Origin of the sequence: Enterobacter cloacae complex sp. ECL411, assembly GCF_021869665.1 — a bacterium.
In the GTDB taxonomy this organism is placed as follows: domain Bacteria; phylum Pseudomonadota; class Gammaproteobacteria; order Enterobacterales; family Enterobacteriaceae; genus Enterobacter; species Enterobacter intestinihominis.
The window spans coordinates 2,272,246-2,298,235 of record NZ_CP091486.1 but is presented as its reverse complement, the minus strand read 5'-3'; the positions used below and the strand labels follow the sequence as shown (position 1 = coordinate 2,298,235).

Here is a 25,990-nt window from a genome sequence, read left to right as displayed (position 1 = left end):
AACTGACAATGATTACTAAACGGTCTGAGCCACGCTTTTCATTCATTCTGTTAATTTTTGTGTGTCTTGTAGGATTATATTCTTTTAACGGTCACCTTAAGCCTCACGCCGGACAAAAAGGGGTTGCATGTATTTCTTACAAGCGGATCCTGCGTGAATCACCGTTACTGGCACAGGAAAAAAAGCAGAACGAAATACTTCTCGCATTAGCTAAAAAATCCGCGCTTGAAGTTGAGAAAAAATATTACGCTCTGCCAGAACCCTTGCGCCGTGAAATGAAAGCGATCGATGATATGAGTAAAAACACGCAACTGCGGGCAGAGCAGGGTCGCCTGCGGCATATAAGCCAGCGAGTCATATCTGATACCGTTGAAAAATACAGAATAGATCATCACTATTCGGTCGTTTTCAATAAAGATAGCGCCTCTACAGTGGATTATGGTCACGACATCAGTAATGAAATCATTAATGAATTACAGCATGTAAAAGTGGTGTACGGGCCGCGCCCTAATTTTGAAGATGCGACCCGGGAGCTTTTGCTCGCTCAACCTGTTTCCGCAGGATGAGTGATTTTACGCAGTCGGCTCGCGCTGACGATGACCGCTACCGCAGAAGCCGCCGCAGCGATCCACAGTGCAGCATGAATTGATCTCTCATTTGTTGCCAGCAGTACGCCCACAGCGGCGGCCCCCAGACATTGCCCGAACGTGCGCATAATGGATAACACACCGGATGCATAGCTCGCATAGTCACGACTAACGTTTGAGAGCATTTCCCGGTTATTGGGACTCTGAAAGCAGCCAAATCCCATCCCGCAAACCAGGCTTCGCAGGCAGATATCCCACATCGAAGGGCTGGCGGGTAATGTTGCCAGCAGAATCAAACCGACGACAAAAATCATCAGCCCCAGGGTTGAAATCACCGGGGCTGAAATCGTGTCCGCCCACCGGCCTGCATGCGGCGCAATCAGCACGATCCCTAACGGCCACGGCGTAAATAGCAGGGCAGAAATCACCGGACTGTAGCCGTATTCGCTCTGAAACAGGAAGGGTAGCGCAATAAAGGTGATACCCTGGCTGACAAAAGCAATCATCGACGTTAAGGCCGCGAGGGTAAAACGATCATTTTTGAATATGGCTGGCGGCAGTAAGGGGTTATCCGTGCGGCGGATCTGCCAGATAAAAGCCATGCCGCTCAGCGCAGCGAGAACCGTCCAGCAAAGACTACCTGTGTGATAAGTAGCATCCTGGAGGCTGTTCGCCGCCACGATCGTCGAACCCAATAGCAGCGCCGACAATATGGCGCCCAGGGTGTCAAAGGGCGCTTGCTTTCGAACCGCATCCCGCGGCAGCGCTTTGACCGCCAGCAGCAAGGCGAGGGTGCCGGGAAGAACGTTTATCGCAAAAAGCCATTGCCAGCTCAGGGTGTGAAGGATCGTACCGCCCAATACCGGGCCGATAGCGGAGCTGGAGGCGATGAGCAGGGCGTGTAAACCCAGAATGCGGCCAAGCAATCGTCCGGGAAATACGGACCGCAGTATCGCGGGAGCAATACTCAGCGTCGCTGCGCCGCCGATCCCCTGGAGCACGCGCATACCGATAAGCACTTCGGGCGTTTTCGCCAGCGCGCAACCCAGCGATGTCAGGGTAAAGGTCGTCAGGCCTGCCAGAAATACGGGGCGATAACCCAGGCGGGCCGCAAGCGCCGCGAATATCGCCAGCATCATTGCAGCCGCCAGCAGATACCCGTTGGCGAACCAGACGGCATAACTGGCTGGCACCTGCATCTCCTGAGCCATGGAGGGCAGGGCAATATTGATCATGGTGCCATCAAACACGCCCATTAACGTGGTGGTCATTATCGCGGCCATCACCCGTGCGCGCGTCGGGCCAGGCAGTCCATCGTCGCCGGGTTGGCTGGAAAAAAGCATCATCTTGTTGTCCTTAGAGAAGAGTGTGTGGATGACAAAACTATAAAGATGGCTTTTGCAGGGCGGAAGGCGCACCATTTGCACTTTATCGTTGCATGAAACGCCTTATCTGAATCTACAGGGAGGAAGGAGATGTCCGAACCCGATTTTAATTTGCTGATAGCACTCGACATATTGCTGAGCGAAGCGAGCGTGGCAGGCGCGGCACGTCGTCTGAACCTCAGCACCTCGGCAATGAGCCGGACATTAAGCAGGTTACGCGACGTCACTGGCGATCCGATTCTGGTGCGCGCCGGACGTAATATGGTACTGACCCCGTGGGCCGAAGCGACCCGGGACCGTGCCAGGCGTGCAGTGCACGAGGCCAGGGCGGTATTACAGCCCTCAACTGAAACGTTCAGCGCGCGAAGTCTGGCGCGACTTTTTACCATCAGGGCAAACGATGGTTTTGTGGTGGCGTTTGGGCCTGCGCTTATAGCGGCTGTGGCCGACGCCGCGCCGGACGTCTGTATACGCTTTGCGCCTAAGCCGGAAAAAACGTCGCGCTATCTTCGGGAAGGGCTGGTTGATCTGGAGATTGGCGTCCAGAGTAATATGGGGCCTGAAATACGGCTGCAACGACTGTTTGAGGATCGGTTTGTGGGCGTCGTGCGTAAGGGGCATCCGCTGGCTAAGCAGGCAGAAATAGGGGTGAAGGATTATGTCGCCTGGGGCCATGTGGTAGCGTCACCCGAGGGTGCACTGCACGGATCCGTTGACGATGCGCTGGCCGAACTCGGAACAAAACGTAAAATCGCGAGCGTCGTACCGGGATTTCCGACGGCGCTGTCCGTGGCGGTGGCATCGGATCTTATCGCCATGATACCCGCGCTCTATTTACTCAATCAGCAGGTAACGGACCAGGTACAGGTTTTCGAGCTGCCGTTCAAAAGCCGTCTAATTACGGTATCACAGATGTGGCACCCAAGAATGGAACGCGATCCCGCGCACCGCTGGCTGAGAGAGCAAATTCTTGCGATATGCAGAGTGAAGAGGTCAGACATGATTAAGGGACCTGTATAGCGATTGCTATACGCGCCGCTTATGCTATGCTTGTAAAGCAATTGCTATACAAGAGGTATACCCATGAAATCAGATGTTCAACTCAATCTTAGAGCCAAAGAATCCCAGCGGGCGCTTATCGATGCCGCCGCAGAGATCCTCCATAAATCACGTACTGACTTCATTCTGGAGATGGCCTGTCAGGCAGCCGAAAATGTGATCCTCGATCGGCGTGTATTCAATTTTAACGATGAACAGTATGCAGAGTTCATTGATATGCTTGATGCCCCGGTCGCCGACGATCCTGCCATAGAAAAACTGCTGGCAAGGAAACCTCAGTGGGACGTGTAACCGCCCCAGAGCCCTTATCCAGCGTCCATCAACTGGCGGAGTTCGTCAGTGGAGAGGCCGTACTTGACGAATGGTTAAAACAAAGAGGTCTGAAAAACCAGGCGCTTGCCGCAGCCCGAACGTTTGTCGTTTGTAAAACGGGCACAAAGCAGGTCGCGGGATTTTACTCTCTGGCTACCGGCAGCGTTAACCATACGGAAGCGACAGGTAATTTGCGGCGTAACATGCCGGATCCCATTCCCGTGATTATTCTTGCCCGTCTGGCTGTCGATGTCTCAATACGCGGAAAAGGGTTGGGAGCCGATTTACTCCAGGATGCGGTTTTACGCTGTTATCGGGTAGCAGAGAATATTGGGGTGCGGGCGATCATGGTTCATGCACTCACTGAGGACGCCAAAGCGTTTTATATCCACCATGGTTTTAAAGCATCGCAGACTCAGGAACGGACACTGTTTCTCAGGCTTCCTCAGTAGCGGCGGGATTTTATGGAATGAATGTTCAGCCCGTCTGGCTGATAAGCTTGCGCCAGACTCTGTTATGCAAAGTAAATAGCAGCATCTTATAGAAAGCGGTAGAGAGGATACAGCTGCCGCTAAGCCCAAGCATGACAATACTTACCAGTGCCGCGGTCAGGCTGATCCTCGATAAATGTTAGATGGAATATGCCATGAACTTTGCGGATGCCCCGTAATTTTTGCGTTATGAAGTCATCGTAAGTCCACAACTAAATTTAGGCAACCGACTGATTCATCGGTAAGTTCCTGAAAGAGAGGAACTCATGAACTAAAGAATAAACCCACCTAATTTAACATAATATACATTATGCGCACTTAGATTGTAATGGCTCAATAGTAATGTCCGCCTGTGGCTCAATTCAGATGTCCGCGCTATGGTAAGCTTCACTGGTCCGTTTAAACTACCGGGAGGCATATCATGAGCGCAGAAAGCTCAGGAGTGTTTACTTTGAAAGAGATCAACCGGATCAAGATTATACAGGACGTCATTGAACGTCGCATCACAACGCGCCGTGCGGCCGAGCACCTCGGTATCAGCGACAGGCAATGCCGCAGACTTCTTGCCCGTTACCGTGAAGGCGGACCGCTTGGTATGGCCAGCAGACGATGTGGCATGCGTGGTAACCGCCAGTTGCCACCCGGGCTCGCAGATCAGGCTCTGGAACTGATCAAGACGCGTTATGCTGATTTCGGTCCGACTCTGGCGCGTGAAAAGCTCGAAGAACTCCACGGACTGTTTCTTGGCAAAGAAACTGTCCGGCGCATCATGGTGCGGGCTGGCTTATGGGTTCCCCGTAAACAACGTGCCGCAAGGATCCCTCAACCACGGTACCGGCGTCCGTGTACTGGTGAGCTGATACAAATAGATGGCTGTGATCACGACTGGTTTGAAGGCCGTGGCCCGGCCTGCACCGCGCTGGTCTATGTTGATGATGCAACCAGCAAACTGATGGAACTGTTGTTTGTTAAATCGGAGTCCACGTTTTCTTACTTCGAAGCCACGCGGCGCTATATCGATAAGCATGGTAAACCGCTGGCACTGTACAGCGATAAAGCCGGTGTTTTTCGTGTTAACAATAAACACGCCACAGGCGGAGACGGGCATACTCAGTTTGGGCGAGCCATGCATGAACTGAACATCCAGACTATCTGTGCAGAAACCAGTCCCGCCAAAGGGCGTGTAGAACGAGCTCACCTCACTTTACAGGATCGTCTGGTCAAAGAGCTGCGGTTACAGGGCATTTGTTCAATGGAGGCTGCAAATGACTTCGCTGAGGCCTATATGGCTGACTATAACCGCCGTTTTGGCAAAGTACCGCGACATGATTTTGACGTACACCGTGCTGTAGAACATGATGAGGACCTGGGGCTTATTTTCACTGTTCGTGAAAAACGTAAAGTCTCAAAATCGTTGACGATACAATATGATAAAATGTTGTACCTGATTGAAGACAGCGAACTGAGTCGCCGTGCAATAGGTAAATATATCGATGTGTATCACTATCCTGATGGCAGAAAAGAGCTGCGCCTGAACGGTACGCTACTTCCCTACTCTACCTACGACCGACTGTCAGAAATCGACCAGGGCGCGATTGTCGATAACAAGCGTCTTGGCCGAACCCTGGAGTTTATCAGTCTGGTGCAGAGCAAGCGGGATAACACGCGCTCTCAGTCAATTCCCGCTGGAGATGGCCCTTCCCGACGACGGCCAAAGCAGGAAGGGAAGAAATCCCAGCGCTCACTGGATAATGATGACATGCTCGAAGCACTCAAACAGCTTCAGTCACGTTCAGAGGACATTTTTGGTAAAAGAGCCCGCTGATGGTACTCACTGGCCGGACAGTGGTTGCTCACCAGTTGATATTGTCCGGCCAGACCCATGATGTATTATTCATTTCGTTCAGCATCTTTATGTCCTGCTTTTCACGGGCATACTTACCCCATAATGAATGAAAAGAACGAACAATACTGATTAACTGCTTTTTTCTTTGCTCCGGAGATAGGCTGATAAAATAGCAGCACCTGCTGTCAATATTATCCTCAATGAAATTAAAATCAGAGTCTGATGCATATTTTACTGTTAGCATAATATCATTCGACGTTGTTCTCTCAGACTCTGTTAATGCTGATTCTATCAGGTATTCAAAGGCATACATGACAGACAGCTGGTTTTTGTCTGTCTGAATATAACCCATTGAGTTTCTGAGTATTGAGGACTGTACCAGGACCAGAGGCCATAAAAGCTCAACACCATAAAGCTTATATGTATCATGTTGATCATACTGATGTTGCTCAACACGACGATTACCTTCCCGTGCTTTACGAATATCATAGGCAAGGGATAACATAAATCCGTCTTTAACTTTAATCAGTGGGCTTTCATCCACGATGTAATGAATGAGTTCATGTAATTCATTCAGGGCTTCTGAATCTCCCCACAGTATAAAACCTGCATTGTTCGGCGTTAACTCGTATCGAAGCATGGGCTCAATCATCCTGTTGTTTCAGTCGGAGGAAAGTCTATCGGCTTTGTTGAATAAATCGAACTTTTGCTGAGTTGAAGGATCAGATCACGCATCTTCCCGACAACGCAGACCGTTCCGTGGCAAAGCAAAAGTTCAAAATCACCAACTGGCCCACCTACAATAAAGCCCTCATCAACCGTGGCTCCATAACTTTCTGGCTGGATGATGAAGCTATTCAGGCCTGGTATGAGTCAGCAACACCTTCTTCACGAGGCAGACCTCAGCGCTATTCTGACCTTGCCATCACGACTGTGCTGGTCATTAAACGCGTATTCAGGCTGACCCTGCGCGCTGCGCAGGGCTTTATTGATTCCATTTTTTCTCTGATGAACGTTCCGCTACGCTGCCCGGATTACAGCTGTGTCAGCAGGCGGGCAAAGTCGGTTAACGTCAGTTTCAAAACGGCTTTGTTGAATAAATCGAACTTTTGCTGAGTTGAAGGATCAGATCACGTATCTTCCCGACAACGCAGACCGTTCCGTGGCAAAGCAAAAGTTCAAAATCACCAACTGGCCCACCTACAATAAAGCCCTCATCAACCGTGGCTCCATAACTTTCTGGCTGGATGATGAAGCTATTCAGGCCTGGTATGAGTCAGCAACACCTTCTTCACGAGGCAGACCTCAGCGCTATTCTGACCTTGCCATCACGACTGTGCTGGTCATTAAACGCGTGTTCAGGCTGACCCTGCGCGCTGCGCAGGGCTTTATTGATTCCATTTTTTCTCTGATGAACGTTCCGCTACGCTGCCCGGATTACAGCTGTGTCAGCAGGCGGGCAAAGTCGGTTAATGTCAGTTTCAAAACGCCCACCCGGGGTGAAATCGCGCATCTGGTGATTGATTCCACCGGGCTGAAGGTCTTCGGTGAAGGCGAGTGGAAAGTCAAAAAGCATGGCCAGGAACGCCGCCGTATCTGGCGTAAGCTGCATCTCGCCGTTGACAGTAAAACACATGAAATCATCTGTGCAGACCTGTCGCTGAACAATGTGACGGACTCAGAAGCCTTCCCGGGTCTTATCCGGCAGACTCACAGAAAAATCAGGGCAGCATCGGCAGACGGCGCTTACGACACCCGGCTCTGTCACGATGAACTGCGGCGTAAGAAAATCAGCGCGCTTATCCCGCCCCGAAAAGGCGCGGGTTACTGGCCCGGTGAATATGCAGACCGTAACCGTGCAGTGGCTAATCAGCGAATGACCGGGAGTAATGCGCGGTGGAAATGGACAACAGATTACAACCGTCGCTCGATAGCGGAAACGGCGATGTACCGGGTAAAACAGCTGTTCGGGGGTTCACTGACGCTGCGTGACTACGATGGTCAGGTTGCGGAGGCTATGGCCCTGGTACGAGCGCTGAACAAAATGACGAAAGCAGGTATGCCTGAAAGCGTGCGTATTGCCTGAAAACACAACCCGCTACGGGGGAGACTTACCCGAAATCTGATTTATTCAACAAAGCCACGTTGTGTCTCAAAATCTCTGATGTTACATTGCACAAGATAAAAATATATCATCATGAACAATAAAACTGTCTGCTTACATAAACAGTAATACAAGGGGTGTTATGAGCCATATTCAACGGGAAACGTCTTGCTCGAGGCCGCGATTAAATTCCAACCTGGATGTTGATTTATATGGGTATAGATGGGCTCGCGATAATGTCGGGCAATCAGGTGCGACAATCTATCGATTGTATGGGAAGCCCGATGCGCCAGAGTTGTTTCTGAAACATGGCAAAGGTAGCGTTGCCAATGATGTTACAGATGAGATGGTCAGACTAAACTGGCTGACGGCATTTATGCCTCTTCCGACCATCAAGCATTTTATCCGTACTCCTGATGATGCATGGTTACTCACCACTGCGATCCCCGGGAAAACAGCATTCCAGGTATTAGAAGAATATCCTGATTCAGGTGAAAATATTGTTGATGCGCTGGCAGCGTTCCTGCGCCGGTTGCATTCGATTCCTGTTTGTAATTGTCCTTTTAACAGCGATCGCGTATTTCGTCTCGCTCAGGCGCAATCACGAATGAATAACGGTTTGGTTGATGCGAGTGATTTTGATGACGAGCGTAATGGCTGGCCTGTTGAACAAGTCTGGAAAGAAATGCATAAGCTTTTGCCATTCTCACCGGATTCAGTCGTCACTCATGGTGATTTCTCACTTGATAACCTTATTTTTGACGAGGGGAAATTAATAGGTTGTATTGATGTTGGACGAGTCGGAATCGCAGACCGATACCAGGATCTTGCCATCCTATGGAACTGCCTCGGTGAGTTTTCTCCTTCATTACAGAAACGGCTTTTTCAAAAATATGGTATTGATAATCCTGATATGAATAAATTGCAGTTTCATTTGATGCTCGATGAGTTTTTCTAATCAGAATTGGTTAATTGGTTGTAACACTGGCAGAGCATTACGCTGACTTGACGGGACGGCGCTTCCCTACCCTCATGGCCGCCTCCCAGGAATCGACCCAGGTGCTTATCGTGGACATAATCCTTTACTCATAAATTTATCTTATTCCATTATTGTACCTGTCGCGCAAAAGTTGCAGAAAAGCCATAAACGCAGGAGAATCCTGTCGGCGGTGAGGATAATAAATATGGTAGCCGTCAAAATATGGACACCACTCGGTCAGAACAGCAATCAGCTTGCCGCTTTTGATATATCCATCTGCAACATACTCGGGAATATAGGCAATCCCCAGCCCGTCTAATGCTGCATCGAGCTGATGAATCGTGCTGTTCGCAATATATTGCCCTTTGACTTTCAGACTGAATTTCTGAGCATCTTTCTCGAATTCCCAGGCGTACAATCCACTCGTATCAGAATAGCGGACGTTAATGCAGTTGTGGTTCAAAAGATCCTGCGGCTTCCTGGGCTTAGCATAACGCTTAAAATAATCTGGTGCAGCAACAACAAGCTGGCGCCAGTTCTGGCTTATTTTTGCGGCAATCATATCATTATTCAGAACATCGCCCGGACGAATCCCGGCATCAAAACGCTGATCAACAATATCTGTAAATCCATAGTCAATGCCGATTTCAATCTGAATATCTGGGTAGCGACTCAGAAAGTCCGGTAATACAGGACGGATCAAATACTGGATAACATCATCTGCCGCCGTGAGGCGTATGACGCCAGTGGGTTTTTCCCTAAGCTCACTCAACCGACTAATAGCATCATCAACCTGTTCCATTAACGGGCCAACTTCGTTAATGAGCCTTTCACCTGCTTCCGTAGTGGAGATACTGCGGGTGGTTCTGGCCAGCAGGCGGATCCCAAGCCTTTCCTCAAGAGATTTCACCGTGTGGCTGATGGCTGAGGGTGTCACACCTATTTCAGCTGCGGCTTTGGTAAAGCTTTTCAGCCTGGCCACTGTTAAAAAAACCTTTAATTCATCCACACGATTCCTCCTCCTCGGTCCCTACTGGAGACGTCAGCGTACCAGTCTGTCATTAATTATCAAATAAATTTCACAAGTAAGTGAAATTTATGTTGATTAATAAATAAAATTCAAAATGGTACTTTATATTCCACGACGTGAATATGTCCTCGTTGTAGTGACGGCTTTTAATTCTGAAAATGAGGTAATCATTATGCAAGATTTTATCTATCATAATCCGGTAAAAATTCTTTTTGGTCGCGATCAAATTTCTGCGTTAGCACAAGAAGTCCCGCAGGGTAAAAAGGTCATGATTGTCTATGGCGGGGGCAGCGTTATAAAACACGGTATATTGAAACGCGTAAAAGAGTCCCTGACAAACACCCTGGTTTATGAGTTTGGCGGTGTAGAAGCAAACCCTCATTATGAAACCCTGATGAAAGCCGTTGAGATTGTCAGAACAGAAAAAATTGATTTTCTTCTGGCCGTGGGCGGCGGTTCAGTGATCGACGGGACTAAATTTATTGCCGCCGCAGCCCTCTACGAAAATGATCCATGGGAGATCGTCAAGAGTTATGGCGGCGTGGTGAAACAAGCTCTCCCTTTTGGATGCGTGCTGACCCTGGCGGCCACGGGTTCAGAGATGAATAACACGGCGGTGATTAATCGGGTGACCACCCAGGATAAACTCTTTTTCACCTCCCCTTACGTTATGCCGAAATTTTCAGTGCTCGAACCGGAAATGACCTACACGCTGCCTGAACAACAAACCGCAAACGGGGTTGTTGATGCCTTTGTCCACGTTCTTGAGCAATACATTACTTACCCGGTTAACGCTAAGGTGCAGGATCGCCTGGCGGAAGGACTGCTGAGCACGCTGAAAGAAGAAGGCCCAGTAGCCCTTAAAAATCCACAGAACTACGACGCCAGAGCTAACATCATGTGGGCTGCGACGATGGCCCTGAATGGAATGTTGAGCGCAGGTGTCCCAACTGACTGGGCTTCTCACATGATTGGCCAGGAAATTACTGCATTATACGGAATCGACCACGCCCGTACCCTCGCTATCGTTATGCCTGCACTATGGCGCTTGTGCAAAAAGGAAAAAGCAGAAAAGCTGGCTCAGTACGGTGCGCGTGTCTGGAATATTCCTGAGTCTGATAGCGAAAAAATGGCCGATGAGGCTATCAATGCCACCGTGGAATTTTTTGAACTGATGGGCGTTAAAACCCGACTTTCTGATTATGGTCTGGGCGCGGAAGATATTTCAGCTGTTATCGGCAAGTTAAAAGAACATGGGCACATCGCATTAGGTGAACATGGAAAAATTACTGCTGAAGTGGCGGAAACAATACTGAACATGGCACTTTAATTGACTAACGATCTACTCTATTAGGCGCTAAGCCTGCGCACCTGGCAGGCTTAATTAAACATTAACGGTATTGCAAAATGCAGAAAATGAATGACACATTTCCCTATATGCCATTAATGGCTTTTGCGATGACCGGATTTATTTGCATCATGACGGAAACTATTCCAGCAGGATTATTGCCAGAAATCAGTAAGGGAATGAATATTTCGCTGGCTAGCGCAGGCCAGTGGGTCACCGTCTACGCCCTCGGGTCATTATTTGCCGCTATTCCGTTAACTATCGTTACCCGGTCGTGGAATCGGAAATATGTCTTATTAATGACCGTAGCGGGATTCTTCATTTTTAATACCATTACCGCACTTTCATCAAATGTTTACCTGACCCTGTTAGCGCGTTTGGGGGCCGGGGCGGCTGCGGGACTGGCGTGGAGCCTGCTGGCGGGGTTTTCACGCCGAATTGTTGAGCCGCTTCATCAGGGTCGGGCTATGGCGATAGCCATGGCTGGGACACCGCTGGCGCTCTCACTAGGCGTTCCGCTGGGAACCTGGCTTGGGCATTATCTTGGCTGGCGCCTGACGTTCGGTATTATGTCAGTACTTTCGCTGTTACTAATGATATGGATCCGTATCAGCGTTCCGGACTCTGCGGGGCGGCTTTGTTGAATAAATCGAACTTTTGCTGAGTTGAAGGATCAGATCACGCATCTTCCCGACAACGCAGACCGTTCCGTGGCAAAGCAAAAGTTCAAAATCACCAACTGGCCCACCTACAATAAAGCCCTCATCAACCGTGGCTCCATAACTTTCTGGCTGGATGATGAAGCTATTCAGGCCTGGTATGAGTCAGCAACACCTTCTTCACGAGGCAGACCTCAGCGCTATTCTGACCTTGCCATCACGACTGTGCTGGTCATTAAACGCGTATTCAGGCTGACCCTGCGCGCTGCGCAGGGCTTTATTGATTCCATTTTTTCTCTGATGAACGTTCCGCTACGCTGCCCGGATTACAGCTGTGTCAGCAGGCGGGCAAAGTCGGTTAACGTCAGTTTCAAAACGTTCACCCGGGGTGAAATCGCGCATCTGGTGATTGATTCCACCGGGCTGAAGGTCTTTGGTGAAGGCGAGTGGAAAGTCAAAAAGCATGGCCAGGAACGCCGTCGTATATGGCGAAAGTTGCATCTGGCAGTTGACAGCAACACACATGAAATCATCTGTGCAGACCTGTCGCTGAACAATGTGACGGACTCAGAAGCCTTCCCGGGTCTTATCCGGCAGACTCACAGAAAAATCAGGGCAGCATCGGCAGACGGCGCTTACGACACCCGGCTCTGTCACGATGAACTGCGGCGTAAGAAAATCAGCGCGCTTATCCCACCCCGAAAAGGTGCGGGTTACTGGCCCGGTGAATATGCAGACCGTAACCGTGCAGTGGCTAATCAGCGAATGACCGGGAGTAATGCGCGGTGGAAATGGACAACAGATTACAACCGTCGCTCGATAGCGGAAACGGCGATGTACCGGGTAAAACAGCTGTTCGGGGGTTCACTGACGCTGCGTGACTACGATGGTCAGGTTGCGGAGGCTATGGCCCTGGTACGAGCGCTGAACAAAATGACGAAAGCAGGTATGCCTGAAAGCGTGCGTATTGCCTGAAAACACAACCCGCTACGGGGGAGACTTACCCGAAATCTGATTTATTCAACAAAGCCAAGTCTATCAGTAAAGAGAATGAGAGATCAAAGTGGTCATTTTAATTGAGCTGGATAACGGACATTTCAATTGAGCCTTGACATAGATTGAATACGAGTAAATCCAGCCAGTTCAGACCCATCCTTGTTCTACTCATTCCGCGCATCATGTCCCTCTGTTCTATGCCATCAACGTTCATAACAGTCGTTACGGTCTTGCGTGATCTCCACGGCAGTCACCTGTACATCCTTAAAGCGCAGCCCATCCACACCAGAAATTTTCCCGAACTCTGACGCGTCAATCAAAATCCCCTCCAGCGTTAACCCAACCACAGGACGCTCCGGATATCCCTCGATGAAAAATGCCCGCGAAAAGCATTTGCTGTCTGATCGACGCGCCGTCATATTTTTAATCGTCAGTCCGCTGACCGCAGTAAGACCGGCTTCGCCCTCAACACCTTCAGCCAGTTTGCGCCAGTGTTCTGGTTTATCAGATAAATTGCTCTGGTCGCCATAGCTATACTGCGGAAACCAGTTCAGCTGGATCAGCACCGGAAAACGCACGTCCGTAAGCCGTAGATTTTGTACGGTGATATCACGGATAAATCCGCCCCGGTTGCGAGCAGATTTAATGCGAAACCCGACGCCCGTTCCGTTAAACGCGTTATCTTCTATCAGGACGCGTTCAATGCCACCTGAAGTTTCACTCCCCAGTGTGATCCCGGATACCTTATTCAGCGTACATCCTCGAATCACTATATCCCGCGCGGCACGAGCTTTTTGCGCCGCTTCGCGTCCTCGTCCTGATTTGATGCAGATATTGTCGTCATTGCAGGACACAATGCAGCGTTCAATCCGCACCTGTTCGCAGGAGTCGACGTCAATCCCGTCGGTGCTCGGCCCCGCAGAATTGCTGATTTGCACGCCCTCAACCGCGATATGGCGCGAATAACAGAGGTGCATGTTCCAGAATCCGGACTCCCGACTGGTAAAATCACGCAGCAGAATGCTCTGGCTTTCAAAGACCAGAATATTGCGCGGGCGCTGACAGTCATAATCAACAACCCAGCGCAATCCTCTTGCGCTGTAATCGCCGACCATGCCGCTGCGCTCGTCATCGCCCCAGTAGCGTTGCCACCAAATTGCACCCTGCCCGTCTATCGTGCCTGTACCGGTAATGCTGACGTTTTCACAATCGATGATATTAATAATGCCTGCCGGCCAACGCATATCAATGCCGGCTACCCGGGTATTTATCAGGGGATAATCAGCCAGATCCTGGCTTCCAACGAGCTGTGCGCCAGCGTCCAGGCGAAGTGAAACACCGCTTTTCAGAAACAACGCTCCGGTCAGAAAACGGCCTTGCGGAATAACGATGACATCGTTCTGTTGAGCACTTTTTATGGCCTGCTGAATGGCGGACGTTGCCAGGCGTTGAGCGGTTGGGTCCGCGCCATACGCCAGAATGGAGATCGCTTTCATGGCTTTTCCTTAAACAGATGAAAGCCTTAGTCTAGGAATCCGCGTGATGGATAACCTTTGTCTGTTTGACAGCCACGCAGGCAGGCTGGCAAAAAAGCGGATATTTACTGGCTGGCGATCACCGCAACGCCCTTTTCTTTCATAGCGTTGACCCAGCGTTCATCCGTTGTGTTTTCAACAACGAGCGTATTCACCAGCGACAAATCGCCAATCACAAACGCCGAGGCCGTGTTGATCTTTTCCGGTGAGGCCAATACCACCGTTTCCGCCGCTCTGCCGGAAAATGCACGTTTGATGCATGCTTCTTCATAATCTCCGGTGGTCAGCCCGGCCTCAGGATGCACGCCGGTGACACCCATGAAAAACAGATCCGCATGAATATTGTTGATGCCTTCAATAGCGGCCGCGCCGACCGTGACGATGGAGTGTTTATACAAACGACCGCCAATCAGGATCACCTCTATGCACGGATGGTTGACCAGCCCCAATGCAATACCCGGGCTGTGCGTCACCACGGTTACCCGCAAATCTGGCGGCAAGAAGGTAATAAGTTCTGAGGTGGTCGTCCCGCCATCAATGATCACCACCTGCCCCGGTGAAATGAGCTGCGCGCCCCGACGTGCCACGCGTTTTTTTGCATCCATTTTAACGGACTGACGCTCGGCAAAAGGCGCAATCGCTGAAGATGCCGGAAGCGCGCCGCCGTGGACACGCTGCAAACGCCCTTCTGCCGCCAGTTCACGTAGATCCCGGCGGATAGTGTCCTCAGACACCGAGAAAAAGAGGCTGAGCGCAGTTGACTGGACCTGGCCTTCCGCCTCCAGCTTTTCCAGAATCAACTGTTTACGCTGACTTGTGAGCATGAATTAGTCCTGATGTTGCACGATAATTATTGTAATTACACGAAAATGCTGTTTATGATGCATACTCTACGAGAGGAGAGCCAAACGTGCAATCAAAACGTGCAGATATACGCATCATCAACAGCGAAACGTTGTCCGACAACTGGTATAACCTGAAAAAATACACTTTTGACCTCCAGCGCAGCGATGGTGACTGGCAGCGGCAAGAGCGTGAAGTGTATGACCGCGGGAATGGCGCGACGATCCTGCTCTATAATCGCGACAGCAAAACAGTCATTCTTACACGTCAGTTTCGTTTCCCTGTGTTTATCAATGGTCACGAAGAGGATCTCATTGAGGCGGCTGCCGGGTTGCTCGATAACCTTGACCCGGAAAGCCGGATTAAGGCCGAAGCGGAAGAGGAAACCGGGTATAAGGTGACGCGCGTAGAGAAAATTTTTGAGGCCTATATGAGCCCGGGCTCCGTTACCGAAAAACTCTACTTCTATCTGGCGGAATATCACCCGCAGGATCGGACCAGCGCGGGCGGCGGCGTTAAAGCAGAGGGGGAAGATATCGACGTGCTGGAAATGACGCTGGACGACGCGCTTCGTGGCATCGAGAATGGCCAGATCGTCGACGGTAAAACCATCATGCTGCTTTATCACGTGGCCCTGAAAGGCATTTTATAATCTCACGTTTATCCGGATACCTGCCCCTGCGCAGGTATTTGCCTGTGCTATTCTTGCTGAACACCTCAACATGGAGATGCGAAAATGGCCGACTGGGATCCTTCTCTGTATCTACAATACAGCGCAGAACGCACACGTCCCGCCGCTGAGTTACTGGCCCGGGTGCCGCTTGCTGACATAACCTCTGGCGTGGATTTGGGCTGCGGGCCAGGCAACAGCACCGCGCTGCTGAAACAACGCTGGCCTTCAGCGCAGATAGCCGGTGTGGATAACTCCCCGGCGATGCTGGAGGAAGCCCGACAGGCCCTGCCAGACTGCCACTTTGTTGAATCGGATATCCGTCACTACAAACCTGACCAGCCTCTCAGCCTGATCTACGCCAACGCTTCCCTGCAATGGATCCCGGACCATTACCACCTTCTGCCGCATCTGGTTTCACTGCTCCAGTTAAACGGCGTGCTGGCGATACAAATGCCTGACAACTGGCTTGAGCCGACGCACGCCCTGATGCGTGAAGTTGCCTGGGAACAGGGCTACCCCGATCGTGGCCGCGAGCAGCTGCCGGGTATTCATGCCTACTATGATATTCTGACGGACGCGGGATGCGACGTGGATATCTGGCGCACCACCTACTTTCATCAGATGAGCTCTCATCAGGCGATTATTGACTGGGTCAGCGCGACGGGGTTACGGCCGTGGCTACAGGATCTCAACGAGAGCGAGCAGCAAAACTTTCTGAAACGCTACCTCGAGCTGCTGGAAGAGCAGTATCCGCTCCAGGAGAACGGGCAGATACTGCTGGCTTTTCCGCGCCTGTTTATGGTTGCTCAGCGGGTTCCGTAAGCCGAATCAGGAACGCGCTTCCTTGAGCAAATGCTGAATTACAGCCTCCTGCTTGTCGTAGTTGCCTTCGCCAAACGAGGTGTAACGCAGTTGTCCTTTCGCATCGAAATAGTAATGTGCTGGCCAGTACTGATTACCGAACGCGCTCCAGATTTTGTAGTTATTATCCGTCACTACGCGGTACGGCAACTGCCATTCGTTGACCGCGTTTTTCACCGATGATAACGGCTTTTCCCAGGGGTATTCAGGGGTGTGGACGCCAATCACCACCAGACCTTGTGACTCATATTTCTTCGCCCAGTCTCGAACATGCGGAAGGGTATGCTGGCAGTTGATACAGTCCCAGGTCCAGAAATCGATAAGCACAACTTTCCCCCGCAAGGCCTTAGACGTGACAGGGTCACCGTTTACCCAGCCCGTACCGCCGCTTAATGTCGGTAGCTGGCTGCTCGGCATTGCGTCAGCGATCGGTCGCAGTTTCACCTGCGTGGAGGTTGGTTGCGCAAGGCTCAAGAGAGCGTTTTCCAGCTGGTCGGTAATACCGCTGGCGCCTTTCAGGACTGACGTCATTCCTGAGGCGTTGAAAGCCACGGCGGCTAACATCATCACCCCTGCGCCCTGACGCAGACGCTCCATCAATGCGGATTTGGCTCTCAGAGGGGTTATCAGCTTACGGCCACCCGCGACAAGCAGCCCCAGCATCAACGCGCACCCACTGCCGTAAGCGGCTAACAGCGCTCCGGTTGCGATGGCCGAGTGGCCAGTAATGTTAATGCCGAAGATCGCCCCGAGAATCGGTCCTGCACAGGGGGACCACAGAAGTCCAACGGCCAGCCCTGCCAGAAAAGCCGAAAACATGCCGTGTCGCTGAACGCTGTGGGTGTTAAGAACGTTCCCCGCGCTGACCGCCGGGCTGGCAATGCGCTGAGCGAACTGCGGGAAGATCAGGGCCAGGGCGGCAATGCTCAGTACCAGCAGCGCAATCCAGCGACCGATAACGGTGGCGTCAGCGATCCAGTCACTGGCAACCGTTACTACCATCGCCACAAACGTGAACATCACTATCATTCCCGCCAGAAGCGCCAGAATGTGTTTGCGCTGCCCCTGAAAGCCGGCGAACAGCAGAGGAATAACGGGAAGCGTGCACGGACTGAGCAGGCTAATCATGCCGCCTAAAAAAGCGATTATCAGAAACATAACGACCTCACGATACAGTTGCTGCGAAGGTGCAGTGAGGTCATTTCACCCTGCGAATGTGTTCAGGCCGTGTGCAAAAAACTGAATTTTGTCTGCCTTCATATCCGCACGGCGCGCAGATACACAGGCGTACAATTAAACGCGCGGAAGAGTCACGCTTACGGCTAGCCCGCCCTCTGCCCGGTTTGCAAGATGCAATTTCCCGTCAAGCTGGGCGGTGAGCTGCGCGGCAATGGCGAGGCCTAACCCGGTGCCGCCCGTTTCGCGGTTGCGCGAAGTTTCAACCCGGTAGAACGGCTGTAACACCGCCCCCAGTTCTGCCTCCGGGATGCCGGGGCCGTTATCCATAATGCGGATCGCTACATGCCTTTCATCTTCATCAATCTCTATTACCGCGCTATGGCCAAACTTGAGCGCATTATCCAGCAGATTGGTCATTACCCGGCGCAATGCCTGGGGGCGGGTGACGATCGGCAGACGTGTACTGCGTGCATGAAACTGCACGTTTTTACCAATGTCCTGATAATCACTGGCGATGCTGTTAACCCACGCGTTTAGCTCCAGCTTGAGCGTGGTCTCTTTCAGTGATTCTGATGACCGGGCATAGGCAATACCTTCTCGTACCAGGCGCGACATATTATCCAGGTCGCTCAACAACTTATCGTGGAGTTCGGGCTGATCCGCCATTTCGACCCGCAGCTTCATACGCGTGATGGGCGTCTGAAGATCGTGAGAAATGGACGCCAGAATCTGCGCGCGTTCACGCAGATAAGTTTGTATCCGCGACTGCATCTCATTAAAAGCCTGCGCCGCCTGTCGCACCTCAACCGGACCTTTTTCAGTCATAGGAGAATGGGCCGCAGGATCGAGGGAATCAACCGCGCGCGTGAATTGCAGGAAAGGCCGGACAACCTGGCGCACGGCAATCCAGGAGCAGAGCGCGACAAGTAACAACTGAAGAACCAGCACCACGGGTAACCAGCTGGCGACTGGCGGCATGCGCGGGATCAGATCGATAGTGAGCGGTGCGCCGTCGCGGAGCGTCAGATGGGCCTGAATGTGGGAAACAGGCCCCGGCACTGCCGTAAACTGGAGCGGATATTGAACTGAAAGCGTCTCTTTCAGGGTGCGAATCGCATCCCGCGAGCGCTTGTCCATTGGCGCAGCGCCTGCCTCGCCGGGACCAAGGATATAACGATAATTACCGCGACCGAGCCGTTCCAGCCACTCTGGCCGCTCTTTGGCCGGAAGCCGGTCGAGAATGGCCACGCTGGTCGCCACGTCATTCTCAAGATTGCCCAGCATAACCGTGCGCGCGCTGTGCATTCGCTCAACCATGACCAGCGTCAGGCTGAGCGCGTTAGCCAGCAAGAGTCCAAGCAGCACAATGATCAGCAGCCGGGCCAGTAAGGTGCGGGGCCACAGCGTCATTCATTGGCCTCGACGATGGTCACCGGCATAGTAAAAACGTAGCCTTCGCTGCGAACGGTTTTAATGTAGGCTGGCGAGCGGGCATCTTCATTCAGGCGCTGTCGCACGCGGCTCACCAGGAGATCAATCGAACGCTCAAACAGCTCGGCATCACGTCCCTGCGTCAGGTTCAGCAGTTGATCGCGGGTCAGCACCCGTTGAGGATGATCGAGAAATACACGCAGAAGGCGATATTCCGCCCCGCTGAGCGCCACAACCATCCCCTCGTTATCAATCAGATGACGCGCCACGGTATCCAGCTGCCATTCACCGAACACCACCAGGCGCCCTGCCTCGGTCACCTGAAGATTAGGCGGCATAGTACGAAAACGGCGCAGGATAGTTTTGATACGCGCCAGCAGTTCGCGGGCCACAAACGGTTTTACCACATAATCGTCGGCGCCCATCTCCAGCCCCAGGATCCGGTCCATGTCCTCGTTGCGCGCGGTGAGCATCAGGATCGGCAGATCCTTATGCCTGCTGCTGCGCAGCTGTCGACACACCGTCAGGCCATCATCACCGGGCATCATCACGTCCAGCACCACCAGGTCGATATGCTGTTTGTCGAGCACCATGCGCATCTCTTTTCCGTTCGCCGCACCAGAGGCGTGATAGCCGGATTTCACGAGGTAATCGACAATCAGTTCACGAATATCCCTGTCGTCATCGACGACAAGGATGTGATTAATATGCTCCACCGCAGGCTCCTGATTAAGAGGTAACGGATTGAAAATAGCACATATCAGAGCTTATCCGCGTCGACAACGGCTTTAACAAAGTCCTGCGGATCTTCTTGCGGCGGGTTGTGGCCCACCGTTGCGCCGAAAGTACGGTGCTCATATTTTCCGGTAAATTTCCCGGCATAGGCCGCAGGTGCAGGGTGTGGCGCCCCGTTATTACCGCCTTCGATGGTGATGGTCGGCACCGTAATGTTCGGCAGCGTCGCCAGTTTTTGTTCATAGGCGTCATATTTAGGCTCCCCTTTTTCCAGACCCAGACGCCAGCGGTAATTACTGAGCGTGACGGCAACGTGGTCCGGGTTATCGAGGGATTTGGCGCTGGCATTGAAGGTGGCATCGCTGAATTTCCAGTCCGGCGAAGCCTGGGACCAGATCAGCCGGGCAAAATCGTGCGTATTTTTAGCATAGCCTTCCGCCCCGCGCGGCGTGGCGAAATAGAACTGATACCACCACTGAACTTCTGCCTTCGGCGGTAAAGGCTGTTTGCCAATCGCCTGGCTGCTGATCAGGTAGCCACTTACCGAGACCAGCGATTTCACCCGTTCCGGCCAGAGCGCCGCAACGATATCCGCCGTACGTGCACCCCAGTCATAACCGGCAAACACCGCCTGTTTGATATCCAGGGCGTCCATCAGGTTGACGATGTCTTTCGCCATTGCCGAAGGCTGGCCGTTTCGCGGCGTTTTATCAGAAATAAAGCGCGTGGTGCCGTACCCGCGCAGGGACGGCACAATGACACGATACCCTTTCGCGGCCAGCGCGGGGGCCACTTCAGCGTAGCTGTGAATGTCGTACGGCCAGCCATGCAGCAGGATCACCGGTTGCCCCTCTTTCGGCCCGATATCGACATAACCGACGTTAAGATCGCCAGCGTTAATCTGTTTTACCTGGTTGAAGGCCGACGCGTAATCCTTGCCCATCGCTTCCGCCTGACAGGACATCACGGTGCCAAGCGAAACGGTCAGGGCGACTGCTGAGTATGCGAGTTTGTTAAACATGATGTTATCTCCGGGTGAGTTCAGTTGACGGAGATATAACACCATGCGTTTGTATAAAGGATGTGTGCAGATGCGGTTTTATTGCATACCTGTGTATGTATCACAGACGCAGATACAGTGTGATACAAACCCGGTTAAGGGGTGATTCGGTACCGGACGTAATCGTCGGCTTCACCATAGTGGTCATACAGCTTACGCGCCGGATTGTGCATGCGGGTTACCCAGTAGAGTTTTGACCACCCTTCCCGCTTACCCTCATCGATCAGGGCGTCGATAAGCGCTTTACCCGCCCCTGCGCCACGTTCGGCAGCGTCAACAAATAGATCTTCCAGATAGGGGTAAGTTTGGATATCGAAAATTATGTACGTTAAGGTTAATTTTTTGCCATCACGTCATTAGTATATTCACAAACAGACTCGCCATTATTGACTGTATGCTGGAGATTCAGCTCCGTTAAGTAGCCGTCTGCCAGATACAAAACCCGATCTGCAGAGGCTATGGTTTCCGGGCGATGGGCTATCAGCAGAACAGGAAGCCCCAGTTGACGTAAGGTCTGGCTTATCCGGATTTCACTCTCAACATCAAGGTGGCTGGTCGCTTCATCCAGTAACAGGAATCCCGGTTTCTTGTACAACGCCCTTGCCAGCAGAATGCGTTGTTTTTGTCCTCCGGAAAGCCCTCCGCCGGTTTCACCAATCAGCGTCTGATACCCCATCGGCATTGCCATAACATCGCTGTCGATAAGTGCCAGTCTTGCGCACTGGATCATTCGTTTATAATTTCGGTCATCACTGAAAAAAATAATGTTATCTGCTACAGAACCTTTGAAAAGATGGTCATCCTGCAGTACGGTACCGATACGCTGACGAACCTGAAAATAATCCGGATGCGTATGCAATATGCCAAATGCCCTGATCCTGCCCTCATCAGGGATGTGGATCCCAAGGATAAGCTTCACCAGTGTCGTTTTCCCGCATCCGGATTTACCTGTAATGGCAACGACTTCTCCGGGATTGAGTGTCAGCGACACCCCGCCGATTATCGGATTTTCCCCTCCCTTGTGGCTGAAGATGATGTGCTCAAGTACTAGAGGAGCATGAGCATATTCATCCATCTCCCTGCGGGATACAGAAGGAATGTGCGAAGCGTTGTTATGCTCACGAAAAGGCTGTTGCTGAAGGCCTTCTGTCGGGGTCAGTACAATATCAGCCAGTCGTTCGTTGTAAACATCGAGCATACGCCAGGAAAAAAACTTATCAGTCATGCTACTGATACTGGAAGAAAAACGCGTCTGATAGGATAAATAAGCAACCAGCATGCCGACGGTGAAGGTACCATTCAATACCTCCCCGGCGCCTTTCCACAAAATGATTGCTGATACCACGCTGCCGGTAAGAGTGTGAGCAATGTCATAGCACATCAGCAGACGGCTCTGACGCAACTGCGTATTTCTGCGGGCAACGTTGAGATTCAGCCAGGCGGCCTCACGATGTGCCGTCACACCGTTAATTCTCAGGCTGAGGATCCCGTTGAGTGTTTCAAGAAAATGCCCGGACTCCTTGGCACCTGCATCCCAGGCATCTTCTGCCGACTGTCGAAGGGACGGATACCACAGTGCCCTCAACACACCATAGAAAATGGCTGCAAGTACGGCGATCAATGTCATTTCAGGACTGTACAGCAGCATCATGCAAAGCGCAGTCACCACGAGCAACACATCCAGAATACCTTCCAGCACTTGCGTAGTCAGCGCCTGCTGGATGGTATCTACCGCCTCAAAACGAGCATTAATACTCCCCTTACTGCGTGCATCAAACCAGGCCAGAGGAAGATGGACCAGATGATGGAAAACCCGTGCTGTCCACTGCATGTTAAAATTGACGGACAGTGTAATACTCGCCCACTGGCGGGCCAGTGACAGCAGCATCTGGGTCAGTGACATCAGCAGAAGCGCAATAATAATGACGGTCAACAAACTCTGGTCGGCAGCCACCAGGACTTCATCAATCACCAGCTGGTTGAGAAGCGGGCTTCCCAGTGTCAGGATTTCGAGTGCCACGGCAAAAACGATAATTCGCGACATTGCCGACAACAGACCCGGTGTTTTACCTGTCAGTTGGCGCAGATGGATTTTTTTCCTTTCATCCCGAGCGGTAAAATCACTGGCTGGCATCAGCTCCAGCGCGACGCCGGTGAAATGTTTTCCAGCATCCTGTAGGGAGAGCGTTACTTTTCCCTTTTCCGGATCATGAATAACCAGCCTGCTTCCGCGAACTTTATGTAGCACAACAAAATGATTCATGTTCCAGTGGAGAATACACGGGAGAGAAAGGGATCTTAGGTCCTCAAGCTCCAGCCGAACTGCCCGGCTGGATAATCCGATACCGGCCGCACATTCAGTCAGTCTCTGCAGGGTCATCCCTTGTGAGCTGATACTGAAACGTTCGCGCAGTGTGGGTAAGTCTGTTTGCAGACCATGCCAGCAGGCCATCATGACCAGGCATGCCAGACCACATTCCGCTGACTCTGTCTGTCGGGTGAGAGGAAGCTGTTTTCTCCCGGTCCATTTGAGTGTATCCATCACAGCTTTCCTTTCAGGCTCCAGAGCGGCTCAGTCAGCCACTCCCACAAATTGCGGGTATCCAGGCTGACATCCCCCTCAAGAACCATGCCGGGGCGCAGGGCTTCCTGTTTCCCATAAGCCAGAATAAAAGTATTTTCAGGTTCAACGATGACGCGGTAATGACCTTCATTCTCCTTCCAGGTCACAGGAGATACGGAGAGTAAATCAGAAGATGTCAGCGTTGTATGGCTTATTTCACGGATAGTCCCGTACTGCACACCAAACTTCTGATAGGGGAAGGCAGAGAACCGCAGGGCAACACGCTGCCCCGCCTGAATAAAGCCAGCATTCTGACTGGTAGCATAGAGTTCTATCTGCAAACGGGCATTGTCGGGAATGAGGGTCATGACAGGTTCAGATGCCCTGACAGACTGTCCCTGTCTGACCAGCACGGCAGCAACGGTTCCGGATACCGGTGAAGTCAGCGTGAAATTTTCCTTACCTGCCAGTTCGTCCTGCTGTTGCCTGATAACCTGCAACTGCCTGTCCATTTCAGCCTTCCGGCTTTCACCCTGAACGATGAGATGGTCAAGGTCGTCTTTAGCAGCCTCCATCGCGGTGTGCAGTTGCAGAAGCCCCTGACGCTGATCCTCAACGTTTTGCTGTGACGTTGAAACGTCAATCTGCTTCTGCTGGTATTCGATATCTGATACGTAATGCGTATCAGCAAGTTTCTTATAGCGCTCCATAACAGACACGGCCAGCGCAGCCTGATGCACGGCAAGTGACAGACGCTTTTCTGCACTTTTAACCTGAGGTTTCAGGGAAACTATTCGCTGTTGTATGGCATGCTGCTGCTGACTGTTGTCACGCAATTCCAGGGTCTGTTGAGAAGTCAGCATTGTAAACTGAGTTTGTAGGGAAAGTCTTATAGCAGCGAGTGTACCTGCCCCCTGTTCGTTGAAATGTTCACCGCTGATATGATAAAGAGTCTCACCGGCAATAATGTGTTGACCTTCTGAGGCGGTCAATTTGGTTACGTAGCCAGCATATTGAGGAGTGATTTTTACCAGCCCGGATGAGGGCATAACGATTCCGGAAAGGTGAGCCTTACGTGTATAGCTACCATAAAGAATAAAGAGTATCAGGCACAGAAATATGAATAACGTTGTGAGTGCGCTTACTGATAAACCGAATGACGCAGGTAAGACAATCTAACCATAATCAGAATCTGTTTGATGATTTAAAGCCTCTTCCCTGAAGATATTCATATCCCAAATACCCTTCAAAAATTTAACGACAAAACAAAAGCATTCATGCACGAATGAATTATAATAGGATAAAAAAGCCCTCTGCTTCTTATTCTAACTATTAATAGCAATATTGACACCAAAAAAAGAATGGATTGATCTAAAATGTTATAATACTGTCCATGCATCAGACAAAAAGACAATGAAGTCAATATACATGGGATAATATACTTTTTATTAAAAATTGAGTGGAAAACACCGAAGATACAGCCCCTGTATATAATCTCCTCATAATATGGGACTACGAAGGTGGCTATTATAAATGCTATAAAACTAATATGGGAAGGTCCATAATGATATAAATTATCCCTGTAAAGATAAACATTATACTGAACCAGCAAAATGACAAACAACACAACAATAGAAAATTTTATTGAAGTTAAATCTCTACTTGGGCGTAATTTAAAACCATCCAACTTCCTTAAGTAAAAAATATACAAGAAAAATGCAATTGAAAATTCCGCAATAAACAATAAGAAAAATGACACATCGAGAGTAAGATAGCGGAGGGTTATGGATGGCGATAACGTAATTATTATTGAGATAACAGACGCAATAAAAAGAACAATTACGTTTTTCTTACTATAAATGAATGGATAGACATGCCTAAAGATTATCATGTTCAACCTATTATTAATTCATATTTTATATAAGAATCAACAAATATGGTTATGATATCGTAATCATTTTTTGATATCATGCACTTTAACTTCAGTGAACATTTGTAATGATTCCATTCTGCAACACAACAATTTTTATCGGAGTGTACTTTATTTACTTTTAAACCTATTCATCAAGTTAACGCCCCATCGAGTTACTGCTATTAATACAATCAACGCAATAAGAAACCTTGATATAATCCCTGGCCGTGATACTTCGTCAAACTCAAGAACTTCAGCGTATTTCAAAAGGGTAAATGCGATAATGAAAAAAAATAAGTAAATTAGGAAATTTAAAAATTGTTTCATGCTTAACCCGATACTTGTGATTACATTAACTTTATCAAAAATAATAGCTCATCATGACTACTTCGAATAATCATT

24 protein-coding genes and 2 pseudogenes are annotated in these 25,990 nt (G+C 50.7%); 13 read left to right on the top strand and 13 right to left on the bottom strand.

Going from position 1 to position 25,990, the window contains the following annotated elements:
- The first annotated feature begins 8 nt into the window (after nt 1-8).
- Entirely contained in the window at nt 9-566 is a 558-nt protein-coding gene (locus L3069_RS10990; protein ID WP_023300131.1) for an OmpH family outer membrane protein, read from the top strand.
- Here L3069_RS10990 and L3069_RS10985 read toward each other — a convergent pair.
- Nucleotides 545-1,933, bottom strand: coding sequence for an MFS transporter (locus L3069_RS10985; protein ID WP_038416066.1), 1,389 nt, complete (start codon nt 1,931-1,933; stop codon nt 545-547). The two genes, L3069_RS10990 and L3069_RS10985, sit on opposite strands and share 22 nt — an antisense overlap.
- A gap of 129 nt (nt 1,934-2,062) precedes the next feature.
- Between L3069_RS10985 and L3069_RS10980 the strand changes: the two genes are divergently transcribed.
- From L3069_RS10980 to L3069_RS10965, 4 genes are all read left to right on the top strand, one after another.
- Nucleotides 2,063-2,992 carry a LysR family transcriptional regulator gene (locus L3069_RS10980; RefSeq protein WP_038416065.1) on the top strand — a complete coding sequence of 310 codons (930 nt, stop codon included), beginning with the start codon at nt 2,063-2,065 and terminating at the stop codon, nt 2,990-2,992.
- Nucleotides 2,993-3,055: 63 nt separating this feature from the next.
- The gene (locus L3069_RS10975; RefSeq protein ID WP_003857131.1) at nt 3,056-3,322 is read left to right on the top strand and encodes a DUF1778 domain-containing protein; all 267 of its coding nucleotides are present in this window, start codon (nt 3,056-3,058) and stop codon (nt 3,320-3,322) included.
- The gene (locus L3069_RS10970) at nt 3,310-3,795 is read left to right on the top strand and encodes a GNAT family N-acetyltransferase (RefSeq protein WP_038416064.1); all 486 of its coding nucleotides are present in this window, start codon (nt 3,310-3,312) and stop codon (nt 3,793-3,795) included. Before L3069_RS10975 ends, L3069_RS10970 begins: the two co-directional genes overlap by 13 nt.
- A gap of 460 nt (nt 3,796-4,255) precedes the next feature.
- A complete protein-coding gene (locus L3069_RS10965) occupies nt 4,256-5,659 on the top strand; it encodes an ISNCY-like element ISKpn21 family transposase (protein ID WP_001567368.1) in 1,404 nt (467 codons plus the stop codon).
- A 28-nt stretch (nt 5,660-5,687) separates the two neighbouring features.
- Here the strand turns inward: L3069_RS10965 and L3069_RS10960 are convergent, their stop codons facing one another.
- Nucleotides 5,688-6,320 (bottom strand): hypothetical protein, encoded by a 633-nt coding sequence (locus tag L3069_RS10960; protein ID WP_001567369.1) that lies wholly within the window; start codon nt 6,318-6,320, stop codon nt 5,688-5,690.
- 74 nt (nt 6,321-6,394) lie between these two features.
- Between L3069_RS10960 and L3069_RS10955 the strand changes: the two are divergent.
- From L3069_RS10955 to L3069_RS10945, 3 genes and pseudogenes are all read left to right on the top strand, one after another.
- Nucleotides 6,395-6,766: pseudogene (locus L3069_RS10955) on the top strand (IS5/IS1182 family transposase); the annotation flags it as partial.
- Nucleotides 6,767-6,797: 31 nt separating this feature from the next.
- Nucleotides 6,798-7,766 carry an IS5-like element IS903B family transposase gene (locus L3069_RS10950; protein WP_013815099.1) on the top strand — a complete coding sequence of 323 codons (969 nt, stop codon included), beginning with the start codon at nt 6,798-6,800 and terminating at the stop codon, nt 7,764-7,766.
- A 160-nt stretch (nt 7,767-7,926) separates the two neighbouring features.
- Nucleotides 7,927-8,742, top strand: coding sequence for an aminoglycoside O-phosphotransferase APH(3')-Ia (locus L3069_RS10945; RefSeq protein WP_012695470.1), 816 nt, complete (start codon nt 7,927-7,929; stop codon nt 8,740-8,742).
- A 136-nt stretch (nt 8,743-8,878) separates the two neighbouring features.
- On the opposite strand, the gene L3069_RS10940 is transcribed toward L3069_RS10945, so the two are convergent.
- Nucleotides 8,879-9,772 (bottom strand): LysR family transcriptional regulator, encoded by an 894-nt coding sequence (locus L3069_RS10940; protein WP_012695469.1) that lies wholly within the window; start codon nt 9,770-9,772, stop codon nt 8,879-8,881.
- A 193-nt stretch (nt 9,773-9,965) separates the two neighbouring features.
- On the opposite strand from L3069_RS10940, the gene L3069_RS10935 reads away from it, so the two are divergent.
- The 3 genes and pseudogenes from L3069_RS10935 to L3069_RS10925 all read left to right on the top strand — a co-directional run bounded on the left by L3069_RS10935 (nt 9,966) and on the right by L3069_RS10925 (nt 12,775).
- A complete protein-coding gene (locus L3069_RS10935; RefSeq protein WP_021243026.1) occupies nt 9,966-11,123 on the top strand; it encodes an iron-containing alcohol dehydrogenase in 1,158 nt (385 codons plus the stop codon).
- 86 nt (nt 11,124-11,209) lie between these two features.
- Nucleotides 11,210-11,776: pseudogene (locus tag L3069_RS10930) on the top strand (MFS transporter); the annotation flags it as partial.
- A 30-nt stretch (nt 11,777-11,806) separates the two neighbouring features.
- The gene (locus tag L3069_RS10925; RefSeq protein ID WP_022652343.1) at nt 11,807-12,775 is read left to right on the top strand and encodes an IS5-like element IS903B family transposase; all 969 of its coding nucleotides are present in this window, start codon (nt 11,807-11,809) and stop codon (nt 12,773-12,775) included.
- A 224-nt stretch (nt 12,776-12,999) separates the two neighbouring features.
- On the opposite strand, the gene L3069_RS10920 is transcribed toward L3069_RS10925, so the two are convergent.
- Both L3069_RS10920 and L3069_RS10915 read right to left on the bottom strand, forming a co-directional pair.
- Entirely contained in the window at nt 13,000-14,292 is a 1,293-nt protein-coding gene (locus L3069_RS10920; RefSeq protein ID WP_038416063.1) for a glycoside hydrolase family 28 protein, read from the bottom strand.
- A gap of 104 nt (nt 14,293-14,396) precedes the next feature.
- Complete coding sequence (locus L3069_RS10915; RefSeq protein ID WP_022648129.1) at nt 14,397-15,155, bottom strand: DeoR/GlpR family DNA-binding transcription regulator; 759 nt, start codon at nt 15,153-15,155, stop codon at nt 14,397-14,399.
- A gap of 86 nt (nt 15,156-15,241) precedes the next feature.
- On the opposite strand from L3069_RS10915, the gene L3069_RS10910 reads away from it, so the two are divergent.
- Both L3069_RS10910 and tam read left to right on the top strand, forming a co-directional pair.
- Entirely contained in the window at nt 15,242-15,826 is a 585-nt protein-coding gene (locus L3069_RS10910; RefSeq protein ID WP_022648128.1) for an NUDIX domain-containing protein, read from the top strand.
- An 84-nt stretch (nt 15,827-15,910) separates the two neighbouring features.
- Nucleotides 15,911-16,669: a trans-aconitate 2-methyltransferase gene (gene tam, locus L3069_RS10905; RefSeq protein WP_032624253.1), complete on the top strand. Its 759-nt coding sequence runs from the start codon at nt 15,911-15,913 to the stop codon at nt 16,667-16,669.
- A gap of 6 nt (nt 16,670-16,675) precedes the next feature.
- On the opposite strand, the gene L3069_RS10900 is transcribed toward tam, so the two are convergent.
- The 8 genes from L3069_RS10900 to L3069_RS10865 form a co-directional block, all read right to left on the bottom strand.
- Entirely contained in the window at nt 16,676-17,866 is a 1,191-nt protein-coding gene (locus L3069_RS10900; RefSeq protein ID WP_023300111.1) for a cytochrome c biogenesis protein/redoxin, read from the bottom strand.
- A 135-nt stretch (nt 17,867-18,001) separates the two neighbouring features.
- Nucleotides 18,002-19,297 carry an ATP-binding protein gene (locus tag L3069_RS10895; RefSeq protein ID WP_038416062.1) on the bottom strand — a complete coding sequence of 432 codons (1,296 nt, stop codon included), beginning with the start codon at nt 19,295-19,297 and terminating at the stop codon, nt 18,002-18,004.
- Nucleotides 19,294-20,034 (bottom strand): response regulator, encoded by a 741-nt coding sequence (locus L3069_RS10890; protein WP_038416061.1) that lies wholly within the window; start codon nt 20,032-20,034, stop codon nt 19,294-19,296. Before L3069_RS10890 ends, L3069_RS10895 begins: the two co-directional genes overlap by 4 nt.
- A 44-nt stretch (nt 20,035-20,078) precedes the next feature.
- A complete protein-coding gene (locus L3069_RS10885) occupies nt 20,079-21,074 on the bottom strand; it encodes an alpha/beta fold hydrolase (protein ID WP_038416060.1) in 996 nt (331 codons plus the stop codon).
- 134 nt (nt 21,075-21,208) lie between these two features.
- Nucleotides 21,209-21,436, bottom strand: a complete 228-nt coding sequence (locus tag L3069_RS10880; RefSeq protein ID WP_254909581.1) for an N-acetyltransferase — start codon at nt 21,434-21,436, stop codon at nt 21,209-21,211.
- Nucleotides 21,437-21,447: 11 nt separating this feature from the next.
- Complete coding sequence (locus L3069_RS10875) at nt 21,448-23,655, bottom strand: peptidase domain-containing ABC transporter (protein WP_038416059.1); 2,208 nt, start codon at nt 23,653-23,655, stop codon at nt 21,448-21,450.
- Nucleotides 23,655-24,851 (bottom strand): HlyD family efflux transporter periplasmic adaptor subunit, encoded by a 1,197-nt coding sequence (locus L3069_RS10870; RefSeq protein WP_309148956.1) that lies wholly within the window; start codon nt 24,849-24,851, stop codon nt 23,655-23,657. The genes L3069_RS10875 and L3069_RS10870 overlap by 1 nt, the downstream gene beginning before the upstream one ends.
- Nucleotides 24,852-24,922: 71 nt before the next feature.
- Complete coding sequence (locus L3069_RS10865) at nt 24,923-25,567, bottom strand: CPBP family intramembrane glutamic endopeptidase (RefSeq protein ID WP_023300106.1); 645 nt, start codon at nt 25,565-25,567, stop codon at nt 24,923-24,925.
- Between the last annotated feature and the right edge of the window lie 423 nt (nt 25,568-25,990).